Source organism: Ferrimicrobium sp., assembly GCA_022690815.1.
Lineage (GTDB): Bacteria > Actinomycetota > Acidimicrobiia > Acidimicrobiales > Acidimicrobiaceae > Ferrimicrobium.
The window spans coordinates 112,145-137,025 of record JALCZJ010000001.1 but is presented as its reverse complement, the minus strand read 5'-3'; the positions used below and the strand labels follow the sequence as shown (position 1 = coordinate 137,025).

At 58.6% G+C, this 24,881-nt stretch carries 38 protein-coding genes; 1 reads left to right on the top strand and 37 read right to left on the bottom strand.

Features of this window, described 5'->3' with window-relative positions; all coding sequences use genetic code 11:
* Window positions 1-113: 113 nt before the first annotated feature.
* Genes tsaD through MP439_00620 form a run of 9 tightly spaced genes read right to left on the bottom strand, consistent with a single transcriptional unit; the run spans window position 114 to window position 7,331 of the window.
* Complete coding sequence (tsaD, locus tag MP439_00660; GenBank protein ID MCI2974581.1) at window positions 114-1,193, bottom strand: tRNA (adenosine(37)-N6)-threonylcarbamoyltransferase complex transferase subunit TsaD; 1,080 nt, start codon at window positions 1,191-1,193, stop codon at window positions 114-116.
* Window positions 1,183-1,701: a ribosomal protein S18-alanine N-acetyltransferase gene (gene rimI, locus MP439_00655; protein MCI2974580.1), complete on the bottom strand. Its 519-nt coding sequence runs from the start codon at window positions 1,699-1,701 to the stop codon at window positions 1,183-1,185. Before rimI ends, tsaD begins: the two co-directional genes overlap by 11 nt.
* Window positions 1,698-2,432, bottom strand: coding sequence for a hypothetical protein (locus MP439_00650; protein ID MCI2974579.1), 735 nt, complete (start codon window positions 2,430-2,432; stop codon window positions 1,698-1,700). Before MP439_00650 ends, rimI begins: the two co-directional genes overlap by 4 nt.
* Window positions 2,402-2,851, bottom strand: coding sequence for a tRNA (adenosine(37)-N6)-threonylcarbamoyltransferase complex ATPase subunit type 1 TsaE (gene tsaE / locus MP439_00645; GenBank protein ID MCI2974578.1), 450 nt, complete (start codon window positions 2,849-2,851; stop codon window positions 2,402-2,404). Before tsaE ends, MP439_00650 begins: the two co-directional genes overlap by 31 nt.
* The gene (locus MP439_00640) at window positions 2,838-3,449 is read right to left on the bottom strand and encodes a uracil-DNA glycosylase (GenBank protein MCI2974577.1); all 612 of its coding nucleotides are present in this window, start codon (window positions 3,447-3,449) and stop codon (window positions 2,838-2,840) included. Before MP439_00640 ends, tsaE begins: the two co-directional genes overlap by 14 nt.
* Window positions 3,442-4,587 carry an alanine racemase gene (gene alr, locus MP439_00635; GenBank protein ID MCI2974576.1) on the bottom strand — a complete coding sequence of 382 codons (1,146 nt, stop codon included), beginning with the start codon at window positions 4,585-4,587 and terminating at the stop codon, window positions 3,442-3,444. Before alr ends, MP439_00640 begins: the two co-directional genes overlap by 8 nt.
* Window positions 4,584-5,984: an NAD(P)H-hydrate dehydratase gene (locus tag MP439_00630; GenBank protein MCI2974575.1), complete on the bottom strand. Its 1,401-nt coding sequence runs from the start codon at window positions 5,982-5,984 to the stop codon at window positions 4,584-4,586. The genes alr and MP439_00630 overlap by 4 nt, the downstream gene beginning before the upstream one ends.
* 49 nt (window positions 5,985-6,033) lie before the next feature.
* Window positions 6,034-6,402 (bottom strand): holo-ACP synthase, encoded by a 369-nt coding sequence (gene acpS, locus MP439_00625; protein ID MCI2974574.1) that lies wholly within the window; start codon window positions 6,400-6,402, stop codon window positions 6,034-6,036.
* Window positions 6,399-7,331 (bottom strand): LysR family transcriptional regulator, encoded by a 933-nt coding sequence (locus MP439_00620; protein MCI2974573.1) that lies wholly within the window; start codon window positions 7,329-7,331, stop codon window positions 6,399-6,401. Before MP439_00620 ends, acpS begins: the two co-directional genes overlap by 4 nt.
* A 92-nt stretch (window positions 7,332-7,423) precedes the next feature.
* On the opposite strand from MP439_00620, the gene MP439_00615 reads away from it, so the two are divergent.
* Window positions 7,424-8,491, top strand: coding sequence for a glycosyltransferase family 4 protein (locus MP439_00615; GenBank protein ID MCI2974572.1), 1,068 nt, complete (start codon window positions 7,424-7,426; stop codon window positions 8,489-8,491).
* 46 nt (window positions 8,492-8,537) lie between these two features.
* On the opposite strand, the gene glmS is transcribed toward MP439_00615, so the two are convergent.
* From glmS to rplP, 28 genes are all read right to left on the bottom strand, one after another.
* A complete protein-coding gene (gene glmS, locus MP439_00610) occupies window positions 8,538-10,376 on the bottom strand; it encodes a glutamine--fructose-6-phosphate transaminase (isomerizing) (protein MCI2974571.1) in 1,839 nt (612 codons plus the stop codon).
* Window positions 10,377-10,387: 11 nt separating this feature from the next.
* The gene (locus tag MP439_00605; GenBank protein ID MCI2974570.1) at window positions 10,388-11,725 is read right to left on the bottom strand and encodes a phosphoglucosamine mutase; all 1,338 of its coding nucleotides are present in this window, start codon (window positions 11,723-11,725) and stop codon (window positions 10,388-10,390) included.
* Window positions 11,726-12,118 carry a 30S ribosomal protein S9 gene (gene rpsI, locus MP439_00600; protein ID MCI2974569.1) on the bottom strand — a complete coding sequence of 131 codons (393 nt, stop codon included), beginning with the start codon at window positions 12,116-12,118 and terminating at the stop codon, window positions 11,726-11,728.
* Complete coding sequence (gene rplM / locus MP439_00595) at window positions 12,115-12,576, bottom strand: 50S ribosomal protein L13 (GenBank protein ID MCI2974568.1); 462 nt, start codon at window positions 12,574-12,576, stop codon at window positions 12,115-12,117. The genes rpsI and rplM overlap by 4 nt, the downstream gene beginning before the upstream one ends.
* A gap of 28 nt (window positions 12,577-12,604) precedes the next feature.
* Window positions 12,605-13,444 (bottom strand): tRNA pseudouridine(38-40) synthase TruA, encoded by an 840-nt coding sequence (gene truA, locus MP439_00590; GenBank protein ID MCI2974567.1) that lies wholly within the window; start codon window positions 13,442-13,444, stop codon window positions 12,605-12,607.
* Between the two features lie 25 nt (window positions 13,445-13,469).
* Entirely contained in the window at window positions 13,470-13,826 is a 357-nt protein-coding gene (gene rplQ / locus MP439_00585; protein ID MCI2974566.1) for a 50S ribosomal protein L17, read from the bottom strand.
* A complete protein-coding gene (locus tag MP439_00580) occupies window positions 13,827-14,765 on the bottom strand; it encodes a DNA-directed RNA polymerase subunit alpha (protein MCI2974565.1) in 939 nt (312 codons plus the stop codon). It lies immediately after the preceding gene.
* Window positions 14,766-14,896: 131 nt separating this feature from the next.
* Complete coding sequence (gene rpsD / locus MP439_00575) at window positions 14,897-15,523, bottom strand: 30S ribosomal protein S4 (protein MCI2974564.1); 627 nt, start codon at window positions 15,521-15,523, stop codon at window positions 14,897-14,899.
* Window positions 15,524-15,922: a 30S ribosomal protein S11 gene (gene rpsK / locus MP439_00570; GenBank protein MCI2974563.1), complete on the bottom strand. Its 399-nt coding sequence runs from the start codon at window positions 15,920-15,922 to the stop codon at window positions 15,524-15,526.
* 116 nt (window positions 15,923-16,038) lie between these two features.
* Window positions 16,039-16,416, bottom strand: coding sequence for a 30S ribosomal protein S13 (rpsM, locus tag MP439_00565; GenBank protein ID MCI2974562.1), 378 nt, complete (start codon window positions 16,414-16,416; stop codon window positions 16,039-16,041).
* A gap of 2 nt (window positions 16,417-16,418) precedes the next feature.
* Entirely contained in the window at window positions 16,419-16,532 is a 114-nt protein-coding gene (gene rpmJ / locus MP439_00560; GenBank protein ID MCI2974561.1) for a 50S ribosomal protein L36, read from the bottom strand.
* A 273-nt stretch (window positions 16,533-16,805) separates the two neighbouring features.
* On the bottom strand, window positions 16,806-17,030 hold the full coding sequence (infA, locus tag MP439_00555; protein MCI2974560.1) for a translation initiation factor IF-1: 225 nt from the start codon (window positions 17,028-17,030) through the stop codon (window positions 16,806-16,808).
* Between the two features lie 127 nt (window positions 17,031-17,157).
* On the bottom strand, window positions 17,158-17,913 hold the full coding sequence (gene map / locus MP439_00550; GenBank protein MCI2974559.1) for a type I methionyl aminopeptidase: 756 nt from the start codon (window positions 17,911-17,913) through the stop codon (window positions 17,158-17,160).
* Window positions 17,910-18,593: an adenylate kinase gene (locus MP439_00545; GenBank protein ID MCI2974558.1), complete on the bottom strand. Its 684-nt coding sequence runs from the start codon at window positions 18,591-18,593 to the stop codon at window positions 17,910-17,912. The genes map and MP439_00545 overlap by 4 nt, the downstream gene beginning before the upstream one ends.
* Window positions 18,594-19,889, bottom strand: coding sequence for a preprotein translocase subunit SecY (gene secY / locus MP439_00540; GenBank protein ID MCI2974557.1), 1,296 nt, complete (start codon window positions 19,887-19,889; stop codon window positions 18,594-18,596).
* 25 nt (window positions 19,890-19,914) lie between these two features.
* Window positions 19,915-20,412, bottom strand: a complete 498-nt coding sequence (rplO, locus tag MP439_00535) for a 50S ribosomal protein L15 (GenBank protein MCI2974556.1) — start codon at window positions 20,410-20,412, stop codon at window positions 19,915-19,917.
* On the bottom strand, window positions 20,412-20,630 hold the full coding sequence (gene rpmD, locus MP439_00530) for a 50S ribosomal protein L30 (protein MCI2974555.1): 219 nt from the start codon (window positions 20,628-20,630) through the stop codon (window positions 20,412-20,414). The genes rplO and rpmD overlap by 1 nt, the downstream gene beginning before the upstream one ends.
* Window positions 20,623-21,165, bottom strand: coding sequence for a 30S ribosomal protein S5 (gene rpsE, locus MP439_00525; protein MCI2974554.1), 543 nt, complete (start codon window positions 21,163-21,165; stop codon window positions 20,623-20,625). Before rpsE ends, rpmD begins: the two co-directional genes overlap by 8 nt.
* Window positions 21,166-21,525 (bottom strand): 50S ribosomal protein L18, encoded by a 360-nt coding sequence (rplR, locus tag MP439_00520; GenBank protein MCI2974553.1) that lies wholly within the window; start codon window positions 21,523-21,525, stop codon window positions 21,166-21,168.
* Between the two features lie 6 nt (window positions 21,526-21,531).
* Window positions 21,532-22,071 (bottom strand): 50S ribosomal protein L6, encoded by a 540-nt coding sequence (gene rplF, locus MP439_00515; GenBank protein MCI2974552.1) that lies wholly within the window; start codon window positions 22,069-22,071, stop codon window positions 21,532-21,534.
* 14 nt (window positions 22,072-22,085) lie between these two features.
* Complete coding sequence (gene rpsH, locus MP439_00510) at window positions 22,086-22,496, bottom strand: 30S ribosomal protein S8 (GenBank protein ID MCI2974551.1); 411 nt, start codon at window positions 22,494-22,496, stop codon at window positions 22,086-22,088.
* 10 nt (window positions 22,497-22,506) lie between these two features.
* Window positions 22,507-22,692 carry a type Z 30S ribosomal protein S14 gene (locus MP439_00505; protein ID MCI2974550.1) on the bottom strand — a complete coding sequence of 62 codons (186 nt, stop codon included), beginning with the start codon at window positions 22,690-22,692 and terminating at the stop codon, window positions 22,507-22,509.
* Window positions 22,693-23,250, bottom strand: a complete 558-nt coding sequence (gene rplE, locus MP439_00500) for a 50S ribosomal protein L5 (protein MCI2974549.1) — start codon at window positions 23,248-23,250, stop codon at window positions 22,693-22,695.
* An 8-nt stretch (window positions 23,251-23,258) separates the two neighbouring features.
* Window positions 23,259-23,564: a 50S ribosomal protein L24 gene (gene rplX / locus MP439_00495; protein ID MCI2974548.1), complete on the bottom strand. Its 306-nt coding sequence runs from the start codon at window positions 23,562-23,564 to the stop codon at window positions 23,259-23,261.
* Window positions 23,564-23,932, bottom strand: coding sequence for a 50S ribosomal protein L14 (rplN, locus tag MP439_00490; protein ID MCI2974547.1), 369 nt, complete (start codon window positions 23,930-23,932; stop codon window positions 23,564-23,566). Before rplN ends, rplX begins: the two co-directional genes overlap by 1 nt.
* Window positions 23,929-24,198 carry a 30S ribosomal protein S17 gene (rpsQ, locus tag MP439_00485; GenBank protein MCI2974546.1) on the bottom strand — a complete coding sequence of 90 codons (270 nt, stop codon included), beginning with the start codon at window positions 24,196-24,198 and terminating at the stop codon, window positions 23,929-23,931. The genes rplN and rpsQ overlap by 4 nt, the downstream gene beginning before the upstream one ends.
* Entirely contained in the window at window positions 24,198-24,404 is a 207-nt protein-coding gene (rpmC, locus tag MP439_00480) for a 50S ribosomal protein L29 (GenBank protein MCI2974545.1), read from the bottom strand. The genes rpsQ and rpmC overlap by 1 nt, the downstream gene beginning before the upstream one ends.
* On the bottom strand, window positions 24,401-24,835 hold the full coding sequence (rplP, locus tag MP439_00475) for a 50S ribosomal protein L16 (protein ID MCI2974544.1): 435 nt from the start codon (window positions 24,833-24,835) through the stop codon (window positions 24,401-24,403). Before rplP ends, rpmC begins: the two co-directional genes overlap by 4 nt.
* Window positions 24,836-24,881 lie beyond the last annotated feature (46 nt).

Here is a 24,881-nt window from a genome sequence, read left to right as displayed (position 1 = left end):
GCTAGTGTTTGCGAGCGAGTTCAGTTCAAACCAGCCTGTCCCAACCGATGAGAGAGACCGACGATAAGCCATGGCACACAAGGCAGTTTTTTGCCCAGCTCCAAGCGAGAGGTTCAAGCAGGAGTAATCAGCGTCCGCTGAGGATCGGCGTCCACCGCCATTACACCAGGATCGCCCTGCGATCGATGGAACGCAGCGGCGGCCGCGATCATCGCCCCGTTATCGGTGCAGTAGCGCTTGGCCGGTATCGCGTGCACAACGCCGTAGCTCTCGGCCAGTGTGCGGATACGAGTACGCAAGAGTTCATTCGCCGCGACTCCCCCACCGATCACCAGCGAGGCATAGGGCGCCTCGCCAAGCGCACGTTCGACCTTGATCATGAGCGCGTCAACCGCTGCCAGCTGGAAGGCACTTGCGATCTCAAGGATATCCACCTCTGGATGGGTGCGTACGAATGACATGACCGCTGTCTTTAGCCCCGAAAAAGAAAAGTCCAACCCCTCATCCCGTAGACCGCGAGGGAAGCTGAGCTCTTGGGGCACCATCTTGCCAACGGCTTGCTCGATGGCTGGACCCCCTGGATAGCCCAGATCAAGCAGTCGGGCCACCTTGTCAAACGCCTCGCCGGCGGCATCGTCCTTGGTCCGGCCGATGAGCCGATACCGTCCGGGTGCATCCACCGCGATCATCTCGGTGTGCCCTCCAGAGACGAGCAGCACCAGTGCCGGAAGCATCACCGGAGCCTCCAAGGCTGCAGCAAAGAGATGACCCTCCATGTGATCAACGGGATAGAGAGGAAGACCCTGCCCGAGCGCCAGGCCTTGCGCACTACCGACCCCCACCATCAGCGCACCAGGCAGCCCAGGTCCATTGGTGACCGCGATCGCATCGAGGTCGCCAAGGCTCAGTTGTGCCTCAGACAACGCCCGAGTAATGGTCGTCAAGATCGCCTGATCGTGAGCGCGTGCGGCTAACTCTGGAACGACACCACCAAAGGAGGCGTGGATTGCAACCTGAGAGTGGATCACCGATGCAAGCACCTCGGTGCCGGCCAACACGGCGACTGCCGTATCGTCACACGAGGTTTCGATCCCCAGGATCACACCGGCATTCGCCAACGCTAAGGTTGGCGGCTCGTGCCCCTGACCTCGGGCGTCGTCGGCGTGATCGAGCGAGGAGTTATCACGCACCATGTGCTTGTCCCTCGTCATCGATTGTGGCCGCAATGTCTCGTCGACGGGCCAGCTCGGCTGAGGAATCTAAATCATAGAGCCACATGATGATCGCATCCTCTTGGTTGTCGTGATAGTAACCTCGTCGAACGGCGACCGGTGCAAAGCCAAAGCGCTGGTAGAGCCGTTTGGCTCGCTCGTTGTGAGCACGGACTTCAAGGGTGCAGTCTTTGGTACCGTTCTTGTGCGCGGCGTCGAGGGCGTCTAAGAGGAGTCGAGTCGCAATCTGGTGACCCCAACGGGTAGGCGCAACGCCAACCGTCGCGATGTGAGCCTCATCTACCACATAGAGCATGCCAAGGTACCCGATCACCACATCATCCTCAGTGGCGACCCGATAACGCCGATCCTTGCCACGGGTGATCTCTCCCTCGAAGAGCTTGCGGCTCCAGGGAATGCCCGAAATCTCTTGCTCAATACGTAGGACCTCGTCGAGATGGGTGTCAGCCATCGTCTCGATACAGATCAATGCCCAGTCCTTCCCACCCGGCCAATGGAGCCATCAGCGAGACGTACATCAAAACCTCGGCGGACGCCCGACTCCTTCACATACCAGGCACGCAGCTCACCAAGCGGAGTCAGGGCACCACGACGCCAGCGCGCTAACGCATAGTCGAGCAGTTCGACATCGGAGGCGACCCCGATGTCGACGACACAGGCGCCGCGGAGGCCAGCCTCCGCTCGCAGCTGACCACCAACGAGGTCCTCAGGCCCAACAACCAGATCGGCGATTGCGATGACACTCACATTCTTGATCACCGAGGTACTCGAGGGATCCATAGGTGCGCTCAGATCTAGGCGCACCTCGGCCTGGATGGCCTTGGTACGACCGAGCGGCTCCAGCAACAGGCCACGCTGATGCGGTGCAAGGAGGTCGGCAAGTCTGACCGCCATAGGATCGAGCGATCGAAAACTCACCACGGGAATCGATCGAGACCAGGCGAGGAGACGAACAAAGGCGGCACAACTGCGCAGCGCGAGCAGCGGTCCCGGACCGGTCACCAGTGCGAGGAGATCGATCGGCTCGCCACCTGTGATCTCGGCAACAGCGATCGCCAGGTCCCCAAGCGGTCGATCTCCGAGCCAAATGTGGGTGTCGACGCCTCGCTGGCGCGCCAGCACCCTTGCTGGGCGCACGGTGCAGTCCACCAGCACAATCAGCTCATCATTTACCGCAACCACTCGAGACGCTCCTGCCATGTCAGTGAACCTGAGATCTGAACAACACGCCCAAGAGCAGCGACTTCGATCAAGATCGTCAACGGGTCGTAGTCCTCGAGCCCGTCAGCGCGCTCAGCCCATTCGACGATCGCAAGAGCGCCTCGGTCGAGTTCTTGAAGGACTCCCTGTTCATCCAGGTACAGTGGATCATTAACCCGATAGAGATCGACGTGGTAGAGGTCTCCACCAGGGCGCGCGTATGGTTTGATGGTGACAAAAGTGGGAGAGGTTACTGGCCGTTCGATGCCGAGTCCCGCCGCAATCCCCTGCGTCAAGGTCGTCTTGCCAGCACCAAGCTCCCCGATCAGACACACCAGGTCGCCTGGACCTAGGATCGATCCGAGCCGCTGACCCAGGTCAGCCATGGCTTGCGCCGTCGCAACCTCAAGCGTTGGCACCATCACCCCCCATCAAGATTAACCGTGCTCGGGCGAAGTCAACTCGCATCTCGGTCAATCGGGCCGAGCCACCACGCAAGGCATAGGCCGGGTGATAGGTCGGAATGACGATCGTCGATCCATCTTCTGGCCGTTGCATCGACGAGTCCATGGAAAAGCGTTGACCCCGCAACGATGAAAGTGAAGCCTTGGTACCAAGGATCCGACCGACCGCGATCCGACCGAGCAAGACGATCACCCTTGGAGCCACCAGCCTCAGCTGTCGGTCGAGCCATGGCGCACAAGCATCCATCTCTTCGGGCAATGGGTCACGGTTGTTCGGGGGGCGACACTTGACCACGTTAGCAATATAGGTCTCGGCTCTCGTGCGTCCCAACTCCTCGTAAATCAGACGATCCAAGAGCACACCCGAGCGCCCTACAAAGGGGCGTCCAAGCTCGTCCTCACGGGCTCCAGGGCCCTCTCCGATGATCATCAGATCACTGGGGACCGCGCCCTCGCCGACTACCACGTGGGTTCTCGTATTGGCCAACGGACACGACTGGCAGTCAGAGGCCTCATGCACCAAGCGTTGCATCGCCTTGATCGCGTCAGCCACGATATCTCCGCGGAACACGATCACTGATGCTGGTCAAGATCTCGTAGCTGATGGTCGAGAGCCGAGCGGCCACTTCATCGGCACCGAGCAACTCGTCTCCTTGGGCCCCGATCAACACCACCTCATCGCCGACGACCACCTCTGGATCATCGACCACCACCATCACGTAATCCATGGCAACGGTGCCCGCCAACACGTGGCGTCGCCCTCTGATCAGCACCTGTCCTCCGACCTCAAAGAGGCTGCGGCGCACACCATCGGCATAGCCGATTGGAATCGTCGCGATCTGGGTCCCTGCGGGAAATACTCGGCGATGGCCATATGAGACCCCACTGCTTTCCTCCAGCTCATGCAGGCGTACCACCCGGCTCACGAGGCGGAGTGCGGGTTTGAGCGAAAGCGATGGCTCGCCATAACCATACATCCCAATTCCGAGACGTACCAGGTCAAATGCCGTATGTGGGTAATGAACAAGGCCGGCGGTGTTGGCAATGTGCAAAGGGGGCCGATAGCCAAGCGACTCGACGACCCCGTCATAGGCCTCCCGCAACCGCAACACCTGCCCCGCGACGCTTTCGCTACCTTGGTCCCCCTCATCGGCTCGAGCAAAATGCGAGTAGACCCCCCGAACTGCGACACCTCCGGCAGCCGCCATCTTTGCCAACGTCGTAAGCGTCCCACGATCGCTGCCCATTCGGTGCAGCCCGGTCTCGACTTCTAGATGACACGATGGCCTTAAGCTCCGTCGATCGGACCAAGACATCGAAGCAATCGTGTCGCACAGGGTGGCGAGGGTCGGAACCGTAGAAATCGTGGGGGTGATGCCGGCTCGTAGCGCATCGACAAGGAATTGGGGTTCTGGCTCACTCAGCATCACAATCGGATGATCAGCGAGTATCGCTCGAAGGGAAAGTGCCTCGTCTAACGTGGCGACGAAGAACACCTCGGCCCCTGCCTGTAACGCTGCGGGCGCGACCTCGTTCGCACCATGTCCATACGCGTCAGCCTTGACCACCGCCCCGATCTGTATCGACAATGGTGCCGATTGTCGTGCGTACAACACGAGCGCTTCGACGTTAGCTCTAACGACACCCAGGTCAACTTCCACGTAGGTTGGACGATGCGGTGACGAGATCACCGCAGCAGCTCCTCCACCGGTGCAACACGATTGAGGCCCCCGTAGTACTGTGCGATGGCGTCGACAAGCGTGCTCGCACGCACCTTCCCGGTGGTGACATTGGCACCAGCGACTCCGTGGAGATACGCTCCCGCCCACGCTGCCTCATAGGCCGACATCCCTTGTGCCAGTAGACCAGCGATCACACCGGTCAGCACATCACCCGTACCCGCGCTCGCGAGTTTGGCCGAGCCAACCGCTATGAGGGCACACCCTCCCAACGGGTCAGCGACGATAGTCGGCGAGCCTTTCAAAAGCACGACAGCACCCGTCTCAAGCGCTGCTCGGCGACAGGCCTGTACCGGTAAATCCTCGATCGCACCAAAGACACGTTCGAACTCGCCCCGATGTGGGGTCAATACCGTCGAGGCACGACGCCGCGACAGCGTCCTCGCGAGATTGCTCGAATCCCGAAAACAGGTGAGCCCATCGGCATCAAGCACAACCGGAGCGTCCGAGTCGACGAGAAGACGGCGAACAAAGTTGCCAATCTGGAGCGAGCCACCGAGACCCGGTCCTACCACCATCGAACGAAATCTCCTCGAGGCCGTTACCACCGGCTCGGCGAAGTAGGACTCGAGGCGTTCGACCACAACCTCTGGTGGGTGATCGATTGGCTCGGCAGGATCCGCGCGCGTTACCAGGTGGACGATACCAGCGCCGACCGCCATCGCGCCTCCACACCCAAACGCTGCCGAACCGCGCATACCAGGTGAACCTCCAACGACCATCACACCGGCACTCCACTTATGGCCCTGGGGGTTCACAAGCGGTATGACGGCATCAAGATCTCTTGAGGTAATGAGGTGAGTCATGACGCTATCCGGCCGCAGCTCTGGCAAAATACGGATCAGCTTTCCCGCATGGACTCGCCCGGCCCCGAACAGGTGCCCGAACTTCAATGCCCCGACGACCACGGTCACGTCAGCGCGAATCGCATCCCCACACACCGCTCCGGTATCACCGTCAATGCCGGACGGGATATCGACTGACAACACCCGAACACCGTCGGGGAGCTTCGGAGGGTCAAAGGGTCGCGACAGGCCCGTTCCGAGCATCGCATCGACCACTAAGTCCGGACTATGAGTAAAGGCAAGATCGTCGACATCGGCCGGTGTCAAGATGGTGACCTGCACACCAGCTCGTTGGAGATACCCTGCCATGGCACGACCGTCTCGGCCGTTGTTCCCGTTGCCAACGATTACCATCACCCGCCGCCCGTAGGCCCCGCCTAACTCTTGGACAGCGATCTGTGCCAGTCGGTAGCCGACCCGGTCGATGACGGCACTCACCAACCCACGCTGTGCCAGTTGAGAATCAAACTTCGTGATTTCTTCGACCGAGACCACCGGATCCACGACAACGACCTCCCAACATCCGCACGATCAAGAGCCTAGCGGTCGATACCTACCTCTCGCTTAGGGCAACTACCTGAGCGATGGCGAGGGTCTTGGTATGTGTCAGCGTGAGTGCAAACTCGCGGCATCCGTATTGCTGTGCGAGTTCGAAAGCGGCTCCTGTGAGGTGCAAGGTTGGTTCACCAGTCACGAGGCGCACCGTCTCAATCTCATGAAAGCGTACCGCCCCAAGTCCGACGCCAAGCAGTTTCATGGTCGCCTCTTTGACACAAAATCGTGCGGCGAGACTCTCAACTCGCCCGGAGACGGAGGCAACCTCATCTGGGGTGAAGAGGCGATCGGTCATCGTCTTGGTCCGTTCGAGAGCGACACGAAAGCGGCCAATCTCGACGGCGTCGATGCCAGTCCGAATCCTCATTCGACCTCTGGCGCCCCGACGGCCTCGGCAATCTCAACGAACCGGGCTGCTGGCGTCGAGAGGGTCTCTCTTGTCCGTGAAATCACCCGAAAACGACGAGAGATTGGAGGCAATTCACGGATCTCAACACGGACCAAGTCATGAGCCGCCACCTCACGCACCACTGCAAGCGAGGAGAGAAAACCACCCCCGACACCCTGGAGAATCGCCTCCTTCACAGCCTCTCCACCGGCGAGTTCAATCGCCAATCGGGGGGCGAGGCCGCTTCTAACAAGCGCCTCCTCGGTCGCGCGTCGAACACCGGAGCCTGCCTCGCGCAGGATCAGTGGAATTCTGGCTATCTCACCCCAGCCAAGCATCTGATTCGGCAGGGCTCCCAGTAGCTCAGGGCGCACCACGTAGACGAGGTGATCGCCCCCAACGACGATCTCGAGCATGTTGTCGGGCAACAACTCTGATGGTGACTCGATGACACCCACCTCAAACTCTCCCGCGATCACGAGTTCGGTCACCTCTGAGGAGTTGAGCGAGCGCGTGCGAAGATCAACCCCGGGGAATTTCGTGCGATACCGCACCAACCACCTCGGGAGGATATAAGCCGAAACGGTATTCGAGGCAGCGATCAACAGGAGACCATCATTGCCCTTGGCCACACTATCGACATAGTCCAAGACGCCGCGATAGGTCCGGTAGACCTCTCGAGCGCGTCGCGCAAGATCCTCTCCGGCTACCGAGAGTTCGACACCGTGCCCCGAACGCACATGGAGTCGTTGCCCAACCGCGTCAGAGAGATGCTTGAGCTGCTGGGATACACCAGGTTGTGAGATCCCAAGTTCCTTGGCGGCGTCCGAAAGGTTGTGGGTCTCCGCAACGATCGCCAAGGTGATCAGGTAGTTCGGATCGATCCGTCGCTGTTCAGGAGTAATCATAACTACTCTGAGTGTATCGCAAAAAACGATAAGCCATGAAATAGACACCTCACCAGACGGATCAAACGACTGGGTGCATCTACGCTTTGATCATGACCCCACCTTGGCGCATAGGCTTCGTCGGCACCGAGCTTGCGCCCTTAACTGCAAGCGCTGGCGGCCTCGAACGCCTCGTGGTCGGCTGGGCAACGGCGCTCAACGAGCGACATCGGAGCATGTGCTTTTCACGATATGACCACACCAGTCCTGTGACCACCAAACCCGGTGACAACCTGGCCAAGCTCCTGCGTGGCTGCGATGTCGCGGTGATCAACAACCGACCTGAGTGGGCGAATGCATTGGATATGCCAGTCGTTCTGATCTTGCACAACACTGCCGAGGCGTGGGGGCTACCAGGGTGCGACGCTGCCAGCCAGCCAGTGGCCCCACCAGTAACGATGGGCGACCACGTGGTCGTCTTGGCGGTATCGGCTTTCCTTGCTAGCCACGCCAAGACCGAACTTCACTTACCAGCCCTGCCTAGGGTCCTACCACCGTTTATCGATCCGGCGTTCATCGATCCGGCGTTCATCGATCCGGCGTTCGGGAGTGCACCAAGGTGGCACCCGAACAACAACGCGCTCCTCTTCCCCAATCGATTGTTGGCCAAGAAAGGGGTCCTCGAGACCCTCGCCGCCATTGAACGCGTCGCTGATCCCAGCGTCAGGGTCGTATTTCTTGAGAACTTCGCCCCATGGACGCATCCAACCGATGAGCACCAGGAGCTACTGAGCCAACTACGGGCCTGCACTCGATGCAGCCTCGAACCGCGCATTGCCAAGAGCAGAGCGTTGGCAACGCGCATGCTCGCCTCCAGTGCGATCCTTGCACCATCGACGCGACCGGAAGGGCTCGGCTTGGTCCCTCTTGAGGCGCTGGCCCTCGGTATTCCAACGATCATCAGCGCTCAGGGTGGCTTGGCCGAGCTTGCTCGCTACGGCGCTATGATCGTCGAACCCAGCGACACAGCAGCCTTTGCCCACGCAATCGAAACCGTCACACGACGAGATCCCTCGTCAAGGAATCTCTCGATCGACCATGATGGCATCCGCGCAGATTACAGCTTGGAGCGGTCGGTCTCGATCCTGGAGGCAGCCATGAGCGAGGCTATCGGGCGCTAACCACTTCGGTCCTACCCCAGTAAGCCACGAAAGTGGCTACGACCGACTATTCGACCGTCACCGTCTTGGCGAGGTTGCGCGGCTTATCAAGATCGAGCCCCCGAGCTTTGGCCATCTGACCGGCTAAGACCTGGAGCGGCAGCACCATAAGCAGCGGCGACCATAGCGCCGCCGAGCCCGGGACACGAAGAACAACATCGGCAAGCTCGTCGGCGCTATGATCGTCATCATCGGCGACGACCACCAACGTGGCACCACGAGCACGCACCTCTTCGAGATTCGAAAGCATCTTGTCATGCAGACGGTCATTGCCGAGCAATGCAACCACGACCGCCTGTTCATCTAACATCGCGATCGGGCCATGTTTGAGCTCTCCAGCTGGGTAGGCCTCGGCAGCGATGTAACTGAGCTCCTTCATCTTGAGGGCTCCCTCCATCGCCACGGGATAGAGAAGATTCCGTCCGATGAAGAAAAACCGATCGCGACCAAGGTAGGCAGCCACCGCGTCATACCACAACGATGCTCTCTCGATGGTCATACGGATCTTTGAAGCCATCTCGGCGAGCTCCTTACGGCGGTGCTTGGCCTCATCTGGGTAGAGTACCCCCTTAAGCTCGCCAAGATAGATCGCCAGCATTCCAAGCGCTCCGATCTGGGCAAGATGCGTCTTCGTGGAGGCTACCGAAATCTCCGGTCCGGCCCGGGTGTAGAGGACGGCATCAGCCACCCGACTCAGCTGGCTGCCAATCACGTTGGTGATGGCGATCGTTCGAGCACCACCGAGTTGGCACTCGCGCAAAGCGGTGATGGTCTCGAGCGACTCGCCTGATTGGCTGATCCCGATCACCAAAGTCTCCGAGTCGAGAATGGGATCCCGATAGCGATACTCGGAGGCGACATCGACCTCGACCGGAAGACGGGAGAGATGTTCAATGAAGTAGCGACCCACCAGTCCAGCGTGATAGCTGGTGCCACAACCAATGACGACGATCTTGCGAACGCGGGCTAACTCATGAGGATCGATCGAGAGTTGGTCGATCACCGGAGTACTGTCAGCCTCCATGAGCGCTGCAACGGTGTCGTAAAGGGCATCCCCCGATTGGTGTAGCTCCATCTCGTAGTAGCTTGCAAAACCATCGAGCACCGCATCTTGTGGGCTCCACTCGAGCGCCAGCGGCTCGAGATCGGTCAATGAAACACCTCCGTCGCCATCGACACCATCACCAAGGACCACGACGACATCCTCTGGTATCTCATAAAACTTCGAAGCGAGCGAGAGAAATGCCGGTGCGTCCGATGCAAAGAATGACTGACCATCCGCGCTCGCTGCTAGCAACGGAGACGTACGACGAGCACCGAGCAGAAGCTGAGGATACGAACGGATGGCGACGACGAGAGCCAAATGCCCCTGCAACTGCGCCACAACACGTTCGAGGGCCTCAGCTGGCAGGAGGCCTTCGGCGAGTGCCTGCTCCATGAGGTGAGCCACAACCTCTGAGTCCGTATCCGAGCGGAATGTGTGTCCACGTCCCTGGAGCCTGCTTCGGAGTTCCCGGAAGTTCTCGATGATGCCGTTGTGGACGACCGCGATCTCTCGATGGCAATCGAGATGGGGATGGGCATTGACCAATGATGGAGCACCATGCGTGGGCCAACGCGTATGCCCAAGCATGACTTGACCAGTCGTGAAAGGCTGCTCTGCAAGCCAGCTCGCTAGCACGCCCATCGACTCCCGAGCGACCGACGCCTTCTCCGTGATGAGATCGCCGTCACGGATGATTGCAATACCCGCGGAATCGTAACCGCGATACTCTAATCGCCGCAACCCCTCAAAAATCGAGACCAGATCAAGATTCGACCCAACTGCTCCTACGATTCCACACATACTGGCCTCCTCTAGTTGGCACCCAACCGACGCGCTGCGAGCTCAACCTCTCCGACAAGGCGGTCGGCAAGACGTTCGGCTACTACCAGATCGGCTGCCTCGACAAGGATCCTAAACACCGGTTCAGTTCCGCTTGGCCGAAGAACGATGCGACCATCGGACCCTAGGTCGGCCTCGAGTGCTTGGTACAGCTCCCGAAAGTCCCGATCGGCCATGATATGGTCCCTCGCGGTGGTGCGCACCTGCCGGTGCACCTGAGGAAACCGGACGACCTCTTTGGCCCGAAAGAGGTCAAGGGATCCGCCCCAGCCATCGAGCGCGTGCAAAAGCACACCCGCCGAGACCAAACCATCCCCTGTCGGTCCAAACTGACGGATGATGATGTGCCCACTCTGCTCCCCGCCGAGGGCGAGGGAGCCCTCCTTGAGCGCGGTCGCAATCTGGCGATCACCCACATCCGTTCTCACGACGGATATGAGATGTGACCCCAGGGCACGTTCGAGTCCTAAATTGCTCATCACGGTCGCCGCCAAGGCATCGTTGGTGAGCCCTCCGCGTCCCTGGAGATAGAGCGCGAACAAGGTCAACAGTTCGTCCCCGTCAACAATCACCCCTGACTCGCTAACCGCGATCAACCGGTCGGCATCACCGTCAAAGGCGACCCCGAGGTCGGCACCAGCCTCGACGACAGCACTCGCAAGCACCTCCGGGTGCGTCGCTCCGACACCATCGTTGATGTTGCGCCCATCGGGATGATCTCCAAGCGCCCCCACCACCTCGGCACCGAGGCGTCGCATCAGTGCAGGGCCAAGCCTCCAAGCAGCTCCGTTCGCACCATCGACTACCACCCGCAAACGACGGCTAACCGGGCCAAGGCCCTCGAAAATCCAATCCAGGTACGCATCCTCGAAGGAGCGATGATCGACGCTGCCAAGCGAGCCAAAGGATGGTCGCTCCCCACCGAGAAAGCCGGCCAGCAGCTCCTCGATCTGATGCTCGATGGCCGGGGCCACCTTCGCGCCTTCGGCGTCAAACACCTTGATACCGTTATCGAAATACGGGTTATGCGAGGCCGAGATCACGACCGTGGGTACCTGCTCGGAACGAGCGACCCACGAAAGTGCACCGGTCGGTAGAACACCACAATCGATCAGGTGAACACCAACCGAGGCGATACCGAGCCCTACCGCCTGGCTGAGCCAATAACCAGACTCACGAGTATCACGCCCAATCGCAAAGGCTGGGGGCCGTATCGCAGTTGCGATACCGACCCCCAGCCAATACCCGACCTCCATGGTCAATTCCTGATTCGCACGTCCGCGAATCCCATCGGTCCCGAACCGAAGCATCTACCGCTTCGAATACTGCGGTGCCTTACGCGCCTTCTTGAGACCGTACTTCTTCGATTCCTTCTTCCGAGCATCTCGTGTCAGCATCCCCTCCTTCTTGAGGGCTGCTCGATGCTCTGGGTGCAACTCGATGATCGCCCTGGCAAGGCCCAGACGAATGGCATCTGCTTGACCGGCGGTACCGCCGCCATCGACGGTAGCGTACACATCATAGACCTCATCGAGCTCCACGACCTTGAGTGGTTCGGTGAGATGCCCGCGCTGAGAGACCGACGGCACATAGGCACGCAGCTCCTTGCCATTGACCACCACAGCGCCGCTGCCTGGTACCAGCCGAACACGTGCCGTTGCGGTCTTACGTCGTCCGGTCGCTTGCGTTAACGGTGAGGTCATTTCGCTCCTTCGCGCGTGATCAATCGGCTGCCCAGGTCGAGCACCATCGGCTGCTGAGCAGCGTGTGGGTGATTCGGCCCAGCATAGACCTTGAGCTTGCGATACATCTGGCGGCCCAGCCGATTCTTTGGCAACATACCTTTGATGGCCAACTCTACGGCTCGCTCAGGATGCTTCTCCATCATCTCAAGAAACTTGGACTCTCGCAGACCTCCGGGGTAGCCCGAGTGATGATAATACACCTTCTTCTCGGCCTTTGCACCGGAGAGCGCGATCTTGTCAGCATTGACGACTACCACGTGATCACCGCAATCCAGGTACGGTGCGAAGTATGGCTTGTGCTTTCCCTTCAGGAGACTCGCGACCTCAGTGGCAAGTCGTCCAAGGCGCAATCCCTGCGCATCGACGACCCACCAGTCACGCTCGACGGTGCTCGTGGTAGTTACAAAGGTCTTCATACCTGCTCTTCCTCGCTCAACTTTGTTGTCAGCCGTGGCGACACTCGGCGCTCCATTCTAGAGGAAAGTCAAGCTCCAACCGGTCAATTGTCGCCCAGTCTTGCTCAAATCCCGATTCCCGAAGACGTTCGGGAGCCCACTCCCACGCGTCCGCATAGCCAACTCTCCACAGATACAGACCCGAAGGCGGTGCCAGTTCCGTGAGCACACTACGATCACGCGCTTCGATGGCGTCCACCACCCGTGCAACCGACCAGCGACCCCGCCCGACCTGAACCATCGCACCGACGATACGGCGAACCATCTGGTGACAGAAGCTGATACCAAGTACCGAGAATTCGATCAAACCAGCACGCTCGATGATGTCGATAGCGTGCAGCCGCCGGCGATAACCGCCTGCACTACCAACCTTGCACATGGCATGGAAGTCCTCGACCGTCAGTAAGTAAGAGGCAAGCTCTCGCATGCGATCAATATCCAGCGACACTGGCAGTTGCCAGGCGTGGGGGAAAAGAGGATCCCTCGAGGCAGCCCGGACGCGATACAGGTATTGGCGCCACCTCGCCGAGTGACGTGCATGAAACTCGGGAGGAACCCGCATCACCGCTCGAAGCATGACACCGTCCCCGACCACCACATGGAGCCGCGGCCAGATCGATGGATCTAGCTCCGGTGCCTCCAGCGAAACGACCTGGCAGCGTGCGTGCACCCCAGCATCGGTACGGCCCGCCATCGCCACCTCGGAGGTATCGACGTTGAGCAGATCAAGACCGTTGACCAGCGAACCAATTACGGTGCGCACCTGGGGCTGGGGCGCCGACCCATGGAACTGCTCCCCGTCATAGGCAAGCACCAAGGCCAACCGCATTTGAGGGCGCTCGAGAGGTTATCGCTTAGACGAACTCGATGACGACCATTGGCGCGCCATCGCCGTGGCGGGGCCCGCGCTTAAGAATACGAACGTAGCCACCCTGGCGGTTCTGGAATCGCGGTCCCACCTCATCGAAAAGCTTCTTGGTCGCATCCTCATCACGAAGAAACGCGATCACCTGACGCCGTTGGTGAAGATCGCCCTTCTTGGCCTTCGTCACCAACTTCTCAATCACCGGGCGCAAAGCCCGCGCCTTGGCATCCGTGGTCAAGATGGACTCCGCAGCAATCAACGATGCGCACAGATTCGCCAACATTGCGCGCTGATGCGAAGCATCGCTGCCAAGACGGTTACCCCTTTTCGGTCGGCCAGGTACCATTTAACCTTCACTCCTTAGAGACATATTTCGTAACGCCAATTTCTCAGCAACCTCATCGAGCGACTTCTGCCCGAAATTCGTGATCGCCAGAAGGTCATCAGCGGTACGTTCCACCAAATCACCAATGGTATTGATCTGAGCCCGCTTGAGACAGTTCCGGGGGCGCTCGGTCAAATCGAGTTCCTCGATCGGCAGGTCAAAGTCTGGGGAGCGCTCTTCAGCCGCTACCTCATCGGCCACGACCAGCCGACTGGCATCGGCGACCAGCTCAGAGACCAGCGCGAAGATCCCCGTCAGCGTTCCCGCGGCGGAAGCCAATGCCTCACGAGGTGTGATAGAACCATCCGTCTCGACATCGACAACGATTTGATCGTAGTCCGTAGCCTGTCCGACACGGACCGGCTCGATCACGTAGTTCGCGTTCCGAATTGGGGAGAAAATAGCATCGATCGGGATGATACCGATGGTGTTCGTCCGCTTGTTGCGCTCGGCCGAGACGTAACCCCTCCCTTGCTCGACGACGACATCGAGTGCGAGCCGACCCTTGTCGGATACGGTGGCGATATAGAGGTCAGGATTCACAATCTCAACGTCAGAGGACAGCATGAAATCGCCAGCATGGACCGTCGCTGGACCCTTGATATCGAGTCGGATCGTCACCGGATCGGGAGAATAACAACGAAGAACGATATCCTTCAAGTTCAAGATGATGTCAATGACATCTTCCTTGACACCGCCGATGGTGGTGAACTCGTGCAAGGCATCGTCGAAGCGCACCTGGGTGATCGCCGCCCCCGGAACCGACGACAGCAACACCCGTCGAAGCGCATTCCCAACCGAATGGCCAAAACCTGGCTCAAGTGGGCCAATGGAAAAGACCTGTCGGTTGGCGGTCTCCTCACTTACCTCTTCTACCTTCGGCCGCTGAATAATGAGCATTAATCGTTCCTCTTTGTTTCTCTCGTGATCACTTCATACGATCATGAACACCTCATGATCACCATTATCTCTAGGCCGCGCTCTCCAAGGCGACACATTGGGCCCTTTGGATCGAAGCCGGCCGCCCCGGACTACTTCGAGAAGAGCTCGACGACCAGCTGCTCGCGTACGTCAAGATCAATCTGATCTCGAAGCGGCGTGTTGAGCACCCGAGCCGAGAATCCAGCCGGAGCCATCTCGAGCCAGGCTGGCGCAGGGCGAGAGAGGACATCCCGGTTAAATTCGATGACCGCAAGCGTGCGTGAACTCTCCTTCAGCGAAATCTCCTGTGAGGGACGCAACCGGTAACTCGGGATATCCACGCGGCGTCCATCGACCAAGATGTGGCCATGGCGCACCAGTTGACGCGCCTGAGCTCTCGACGAACCCCAACCCGCCCGATACACGACGTTGTCCAGACGCAGCTCGAGCAGCTGCAAAAGGCGCTCACCAGTGATCCCACGCTGCCGAGCTGCCTCACCGTAAGTCTTCGAGAACTGTCGTCCCATCACACCATACGTGCGACGAACCTTCTGCTTCTCGCGAAGCTGGATCGAGTACTCCGATGGTTGGCGCTGGCGATCACGACCGTGCTCCCCGGGGGGAAATCTACCGATGGTGATCGGGCACTTCGCACTGTCGCACTTGGGTCCCTTGAGGTACAACTTGGTCTTTTCCCTGCGACACAACCGACAAACCGGCCCCGTATAACGCGCCATCTACACTCGTCTCCTCTTCTTTGGCCGGCACCCGTTGTGCGGGATCGGGGTAACATCACGGACCGAACGAATCTCGATCCCTGCCGATGACAACGCCTTATGCGCAGTCTCACGACCAGAGCCAGGACCCTTCAGCATGACGTCGACCTCTCGAACACCGTGCTCCATCGCGCGCTTTGCGCAGGTCTCACCCGCCACCTGCGCTGCAAACGGCGTCGACTTTCGGCTACCCTTGAAGCCTACGTTGCCCGAACTCGCCCATGCGAGTACGTTGCCCGTCGGATCGGTAATCGTCACAATGGTGTTGTTGAACGATGAGTGAATATAGGCGACTCCTCGCGCAATATTCTTTCTCTCACGTTTACGAGGTCTTCTACCTCCTGGTCGTGGCTTTGCCATGAAACTCCTCTCAAAACCCTCTGCGCGGCATCGTATAGGAAACCGCCCTCTGACAACCCTCTGTCAAACCTTCATAACCCTGTTCGTCATGCCAGCTCGCTGGACAGACGCTTAGGTTAACGCTTCACCTTTTTCTTACCAGCGACCGTCTTGCGTGGACCCTTGCGTGTCCGGGCATTGGTGTGGGTACGCTGTCCGTGCACCGGGAGTCCACGGCGATGTCGAATGCCTGCATAGCACCCAATCTGCACCTTGCGCTTGATGTTTTGATCAACATCGCGTCGAAGATCTCCTTCCACCTTAAGGTTCTGATCGATGTAGGTACGAAGACGCAGCACCTCATCGTCGGTCAAATCACGAACCCTCGTGTCAGGATTAACCTCGGTGAGAGCGCAGATCTGCTGCGCCGTCGTCAGTCCAATCCCAAAAATGTAGGTAAGCGCGATCTCAACACGCTTTTCCCTTGGAATATCTACCCCTGCTATACGAGCCATGCCTACCCCTGCCGTTGCTTATGCCGAGGGTTCTCGCAAATAACGAGCACCCGACCTTCTCTGCGAATCAACTTGCACTTCTCACAGATTGGTTTGACGCTTGGTCGCACCTTCATAGTGATCCTTCCTCACAGCGAGCAAACACGCTTGCCTACCGTACTCTCCCTGACGCCTCATACAAACTCCTCCAAGACCCTTGCCCTGGAGCCACGAAACCGGATGGGCTTGCACCTCGATCTCGTAACACTTGACCCTGCACCGAACGACTGCTCGCTAGCGATTGCTCACCGGAGCAACGCCCCACCAGCAACAATGACCGCCAACAATCACAATCATCGGACCAGTTCCTCAACAACCGAAGAATCACGGCACTGCCGTGATCTTCTTACCTACTTGTATCGATAGGTGATACGACCCCGAGCGAGATCGTAAGGGGTGAACTCTACCTGTACCTTGTCTCCGGGCAAAATCCTAATTCGATGCATTCGCATCTTCCCAGAGCTATGGGCCAGAACCTTGAGACCATTCTCGAGCTCGACGCGGAACATCGCGTTCGGAAGTGGCTCCACCACTGTCCCTTCAAGGACGATCGTGTCCTCTTTTCCCTTTGCCAGTTCATCCTCCTACCGATTACGCTGATTGATTGCCTATCCAGCGCGCGCCAATCGTGCACCGCTAAAGCCACGACCATTCGATCGCGAGGCGCAAAAAGCTACCCTACTAGTATAGCCGGGAATCCACTCACGGAGTCCCGTCCATCACGGTAAAGACCTCCGGACCTTCATCGGTGATCGCTATCGTGTGCTCAAAGTGCGCCGCCCACGTGCCATCGGCCGTGACGACCCCCCAACCATCGGGCAACACGACCGTATCCTCTCCCCCCAGCGTCAGCATCGGCTCAACCGCGTAAACCTCATGGACCCGCAGCTTGGGCCCCGCCCGCCCAGGCCAGTAGTTGGGAACGTTTGGCGGCTCGTGCATTTGTGTCCCGATACCATGGCCTACATACTCCCGGATGACACCAAGATGGGCAGCAAGCGCCACCTCTTCGACCGCTCGGCCGATGTCGTGAAGATGATTGCCAGCCACCATCTGTGCAATCCCGGCCGCAAGTGAATCCTTTGTCACCTCGATCAGCCGCTCCACGCGCTTGGGCACCGAACCGACCGCTACCGTGATCGCCGCATCACCATGGTAACCCTCGACGATCGCGCCAGCATCGATGGAGATGATATCACCCTCTTGTAGTACCTCTTGCGTACTCGGTATGCCGTGAACGATTACATTGTTCCGCGAGGTGCAGATAACCGCAGGAAATCCGTGGTATCCAAGGAAGTTCGAGCGTGCTCCTCGATTTGCGAGCACCTCTCGGGCCACCGTATCGAGGTCTGCCGTCGTTACCCCGGGTCGCACCGCCGTTCGGCAGGCTTCGAGCATCTCCGCCGTCACCCGCCCAGCTTTGCGCATGGACGCGAGTTCAGCTGGTGTCCGAATCATACTGCACCACCTTCGTAAAAACCGTGCCTCGCAAGTACCTCACTGATCCGACCGAGCACCTCGTCTGGGGTACCAATGCCATCGACCGTCTCCAACAGCCCCATCTGGGCGTACAGACCAAGCAGCGGTGTCGTTGTCTGTTCATAGATCTCAAGCCGGCGAAGGATGGCGGTCTCCGTGTCATCTTCACGTTGGATCAACTCACCACCACAATTGTCGCAGATGTCAGCCACTTTCGGCGGCAGCTCATCCGAATAGATACTGCCACAGACCGAACATACCCTCCGTGACGACAACCTGCGAAGCACCAGCTCAACGGGAACCTCAAGGTTGATTACGACGTGCAAGGTAGCCGGCGCGAGCAGCTCGTTGAGCTCAACAGCCTGGTCTTTAGTACGCGGAAAGCCATCGAGTACGAATCCGCGCAACCGAGCATCGGGTTGGGCAAGCCGTTCGGCGATAACCCCATTGATAACCGAATCCGGCACGAGCTCACCGCGGTCCATGAAGGACTTCGCCCGCTGACCAAACGGCGAGCCGGCCGCAACCGCCGCCCGAAGCATATCACCAGTAGAGATGTGGGGAATCGCGTAACGATGGGAAACCCGGACGCACTGCGTTCCCTTCCCTGCCCCTTGTCGACCGACCAATACGAGTCGGAGAGGGTGACCAGAGGGCATTTACTTCAAGAATCCCTTGTAGTTACGCATGGTGAGCTGTGAGTTGATCTGCTTCACGGTTTCCAACGCGACGATGACCGAGATCAGGATCGTGGTGCCAGCATACGGGAAGGAGGTGATATGCCAAGCCGACAGAAGAATCGAAGGGATCACGGCGATGGCCGCGAGAAACAGCGCTCCCGGAAGCGTAATCCTGTTGAGGATCCGAGACAGATACTGCTGGGTCGCCTGCCCTGGACGGACCCCAGGGATGTACCCATTCTGCTTACGGATAATCTCTGCCTGCTGATAGGGGTCGAACGCCACCGTCACATAGAAGAATGTGAATACGATGATCAGCAGACCGTAGGTGATGATGTAAAACCCACTGGTGGCATTCAACAGATGGTTGTTGACAAAGGTACGAAAGCTATCCCAGGGGATGACATTGGACAACAACACCGGGAAATACAGAATCGATGATGCGAAGATAATCGGAATGACGCCGGCCTGATTGACCTTCAGTGGGATGTAGGAGTTCCCACCCTCGTACATCCTCCTCCCTACGACTCGGCGCGCGAACACCACCGGGATCCGTCGCTGCCCCTGCTCGACGAAGACGATGGCCACTAACAGCAAGAGGACGACGAGTACGATCACGGTGAACTTCACAGCGCCCGCCTGATCAAGGATCAACCTGCCGCCGGAGGGGATGATGCTCACAACGTTGGCGAAGATCAAGATCGACATTCCCTGCCCAACACCACGCTCGGTGATGGACTCAGCCATCCACATCACGAGTGCCGTGCCCGCGGTCAAGGTCAAGATAATAAAGAGCACCCGGGGAATCGTGAAATCCGGGATGAGGTCAAGTGACTTCTGGTTGGCCAAGAGGATGCCAAGTCCACTGTGGAAAACAAAGGCGAGACCCGTAGCCTGCAACACCGCTAGGCCAATCGTGAGATACCTAGTAGTCTGCGTGATCTTGCGCTCACCAGCCGAACCCTGATCCCTCCACTCGGTGAGCTTGGGAATGACACCGGTAAGGAGTTGGATGATGATCGACGATGTGATGTAGGGCATGATCCCAAGCCCAAAAAGGGCTGCTCTCGACAGCGCACCACCGGAAAACAGATCGAGGAACCCGAAGATTCCAGCACCTTGGGACTGGGTCACGAGCTGATGGATGGCCGAGTAGCTCACACCCGGCACTGGGATATTAGACCCCAGTTGGTAGATTCCGACGATGAATAGCGTGAAAAGGACCTTATTCCTAAGGTCCTTAACACGAAAAATATTAACAAAATTCTGCAGCATCAGACTCTACAACGCTCCTGGTTCACTACCGGTTCATCAGAGCATTGCCCAGCGATGGGCGCCGACCGGACTTGTACGGCAACGGCAGCTCAGCAACAGAACCACCAGCTGATTCTATCAGCTCCCGCGCAGTCTTCGAGAATCCGTGCGCCGAAACCTGTAACGGGCTGGTCAGGGCACCCCGGGCGCAGACCTTCACCAGGGCACCTTTACGGATGACCCCTGCTTCTTGGAGTGACTCCGGCGAGATGACCGTCAAACCACGTTCGGCCAGCATGGCCAGCTGATCAAGATTCACAACGGTATACGAGATACGAAACGGATTATCGAACCCTCGCAGCTTCGGAATCCGCTGTGTCAACGGCAGCTGACCACCCTCAAAGCCCACGGGGATCGTATCCCTGGCACCCTGTCCCTTGGTACCGCGACCAGCAGTCTTGCCACCTTTTCCTCCGATGCCGCGGCCGACACGACGCTTGCGAGTCTTTGCGCCTTCGTTCGGTGCAAGATCATGCAGATAAATCATTTCATCTCCTCCACAACGACAAGATGTGCCACGTTGCGCAACATGCCACGAATCTCTGGACGATCTGGGAGTACGTGTTCTCTCCCGATGCGACCAAGCCCAAGTGCTCGCAGCGTACCGCGGTGCACTGGTTTGGAACCGATCAACGAACGTACTTGGCGTACCTTGATCTGGGCTGAGGCGCCAGCTTTGTTGGCTCCAGTTTGCTTAACCATGTGTACTCTCCTGCTGTCGCTTTCGCTCCTCAAATGAGGCGAGCATGCCCTTTGGAGCAATCTGATCTGGGTACTTACCACGCGCCTTCGCAACCTGATCAGGACTCAAAAGATGAGCCAAGCCATCCATCGTGGCGTGGGCAACGTTGATACCGTTCGACGAACCGAGCGACTTCGCGAGCACATCGGTAATCCCCGCCATCTCGAGAATAGCTCGTGCAGCACCCCCGGCGATGACGCCGGTACCTGGTGCGGCTGGCTTGAGCAACACGCGACCAGCACCGGCGCGTCCAATAATGGGATGTGGGATCGTGCTCCCAGCCAACGGGACAGAGATCAACTTACGTCGAGCCTCCTCGGTACCCTTCTGGACGGCGATACTGGCCTCTTTGGCCTTACCGTAGCCGATGCCAACCCGACCATTCCCATCGCCTACCACCATCAACGCGGTGAAGGAGAACCTCCGTCCACCCTTGACTACCTTGGATACGCGATTAACTTTGATCGTTCGGTCTTCGTATTGACTCTCAGCCATCTAAAACTCCAATCCCGCTTCCCGGGCTGCCTCTGCAAGCGCAGCGACCCGGCCATGATACTGAAAGCCACCCCGATCAAAGACAACCTTGGTAACCCCATGCGCCTTCGCGCGCTCTGCGATCACCTCACCCACCTTTTTCGCAGCCTCGCAGTTGCTGGTAGACCCACTCACCAGGGCTGCCTCGAGTGTTGACGCGGCGACGAGCGTTGCTCCGCGACTATCGTCGATCAGCTGCGCAAACATGTGCTTGTTGGAGCGATACACCGCAAGTCTTGGCCTCTCGGGAGATCCAACGACCTTCCCACGGACCCGCTGATGCCGTCTCTTTTGTCGACTATACGACTGGCTCACTGACATCGCTACCTACTTCCCGGCCTTTCCAACCTTGCGTACGACCTTTTCACCCTCGTAACGAACACCCTTGCCCTTGTACGGCTCCGGCTTCCTAATCTTGCGGATGTTGGCGGCGACCTGACCAACGAGCTCCTTGTCAACCCCTTGGACGACCAACCTGGTCGGAACCGGCGCTTCGAACCCGATCCCCTCTGGCGCCTTGACAATTACTGGATGCGAGAACCCAAGCGCCAACTCCACCTCACTCGGAGAACGAAGCTGGGCTCGGTAGCCAACACCAACGATCTCAAGCTGCTTGCGATAGCCCTCACTGACGCCGACGACCATGTTCTGAACCAACGTCCTCGACAAGCCATGCATCGCACGCGCTTGCCGAGTGTCATCGATCCGGCTTACCGTGACAACACGATCATCCAGCGAAACCGTCACCATCGGAGGCATCTCCCGCTGGAGCGTACCCTTTGGACCCTGAACCTTCACAGTACGTCCATCGACGGTGACATTGACGCCGTCTGGCAGGACTATGGGCTGCTTACCTATGCGTGACACTTAATCAGACTCCTCTACCAAACATGACAGATGACCTCGCCGCCGACGCCCGCCTTGCGAGCATCACGATCGGTCATCAGACCGTGCGATGTCGAAAGCACCGCAACCCCCATACCACCAAAGACCCGCTGGATAGACGCGGCCTGGGTATAGACACGAAGGCCGGGCTTGGAGATCCTTTGGATTCCGTTGATCGCGCACTCTCGATTACGCGACCCTACGTAACGCAGTTGAATCTCAAGAACCGTCCCTGGCCCTGACGTAGCTGGCGCCACCGAATAGCCCTCGATGTAGCCCTCCTCCTTGAGGATGCGAGCGAGCTCAGTTTTAATTTTTGAACCGGGCATCCGCACCACCTCGTGTCGTACACGGGACGCGTTGCGGATCCGCGTGAGCATATCCGCAATCGGATCAGTCATACTCATCGCTTACCTCCTACCAACTGGCCTTCGAGACACCGGGAAGCTCGCCAAGATGCGCCATCTCCCTGAGGCAAATTCTGCAGAGCCCAAACTTCCTGAACACTGCGTGTGGACGACCACAGCGCTGGCAGCGCGTGTAGGCCCGTACCCGATACTTGGGGCGACGATTCGACTTCGCAATCAATGCCTTGGTGGCCATTTACAAACCTTCCTTCCGGAATGGAAACCCAAAAGCAAGCAACAACGCCCGACCCTGGGCATCAGAGAGTGCCGTAGTGACGATGGTGATATCCATACCGCGCGTGGTATCGATCTTGTCGTAGTCGATTTCAGGGAAGATCAGCTGTTCATTCACACCGAACGAATAGTTACCATGGCCATCAAACGAACGCGGGTTCAGGCCCCGAAAGTCACGGATTCGGGGGATAGCGATGGCAACTAGCCGATCAAAGAACTCCCACATACGGTCACCACGCAGGGTCACCATAGCCCCAATCGGCATTCCCTCTCGCAGTTTGAACGCAGCGATCGACTTTCGGGCACGCCGGGTGGCTGGCTTTTGACCAGTAATCGCCTCAAGATCCCGAATCGCGCCCTCCAGCAGAGACTGCTGTTGCGTTGCGCGACCGACACCCATGTTGACCACGATCTTGTCGAGCGTAGGAACCTGATGAATATTCTTCACCCCGAGCTCCCCGAACAACTGGGCCTTCACTTCGGTATCGTAGCGTAGCTTGAGACGCGGCCGCTCAGTCATTGTTGTACTCATAGCGCACCTCTACATTTACGACAAACGCGAACCCGCTTGCCAAACTCATCAACATCCATCGCGATACGAGTCGGTCCACACGTCGAGCACACCACCGCGACGTTGGACGCGTCGATAGGGAGTGACTTCTCGATGATGCCACCCGGCGTTGTCGCATCTCTGGCCTTGGTGTGTCGCTTCACGACATGCACACCCTCAACCAAGACCTTGCCCTGAGTTGGGAAAGCTTTGAGAATCTGACCCTCAGACCCCTTGTCTTTTCCAGCAAGGACCCTGACGCGGTCTCCACTTTTGAGACGCATCACAACACCTCCGGCGCCAACGAGACGATGCGCATAAACCGCTTGTCACGAAGCTCACGACCGACCGGCCCAAAGATACGCGTACCTCGGGGCTGCATCTGATCGTTGATCAAGACAGCCGCGTTATCGTCGAAACGGATATAGCTGCCATCGGGGCGACGAGACTCCTTCCGAGTCCGCACCACGACACACTTCACAACGTCACCGCGCTTAACACCCGCACCCGGCAGGGCTTCCTTGACGGTGGCGATAAAAACGTCGCCGATACCGGCGTAGCGCCGGCGGCTACCACCGAGGACACGGATGCAGAGTACCTCGCGGGCCCCCGAGTTGTCCGCCACTCGAAGACGGCTCTCCTGCTGAATCATCTTGCACGCTCCACTACTCGAACCAATCTCCAACGCTTAAGCTTCGAGATCGGTCGAGTCTCAACAACCTCAACCGTGTCTCCCACATGTGCCTCGTTATTTTGATCATGCACGTACAATCTCTTCGTCTTAGAGATCGTACGCATGTACCGTGGGTGACGCACTCGCTGATTGACCAGGACCACGATGGTCTGATCCATCGACTCAGAGGCGACCACACCCTCGCGAACCTTGCGCTGAGGACGCTCCTCGTGCAACTCGCTCATTAATTTCCTCCCTGAGCGACACGCCGCTCACTCAACACCGTCTCGATACGGGCGATCTCCTTGCGGAGCAGCCCCAATCTCGCGGTGTCCGTCCCTTGGGCCGATGCAATAGCGAACCGCAGCCGGAACAGCTCCTCTTTGGTATCCGCCAACTTCTTGACCAACTCATCATCGAGTAGTTCGCGCAACTCCAGAGCCTTGGTCATCGCGTGCCTCCAATCGCTTCGATGCCTTCTTTGACAACGAACCGCGCCTTAATCGGGAGCTTTTGAATCGCACGTTCCATAGCGGCACGACCCAACTCCTCGTTGACCCCATCCAACTCAAACAGAATCTTGCCAGGGCGAACGACGGCAACCCAGAACTCCGGGTTACCCTTACCAGAACCCATGCGAGTCTCCGCCGGCTTCTTGGTCACCGGCTTGTCCGGAAACACCCGAATCCAAACCTTTCCACCACGACGCACGTGTCGAGTCATGGCAACACGCGCCGCCTCAATCTGGCGTGCCGTGATCCAGCCAGGCTCTAGCGCCTGGATACCGTATCGACCAAAGCTGACTTCGGTGCCTCCTTTGGCCTTGCCGGTCAGACGACCGCGATGGGTTTTACGATGCTTGACCTTACGTGGCATCAACATCGGTTAATCCACCTCCTTCTTGAAGTGAGGGGCCTCGTGTCCGTCG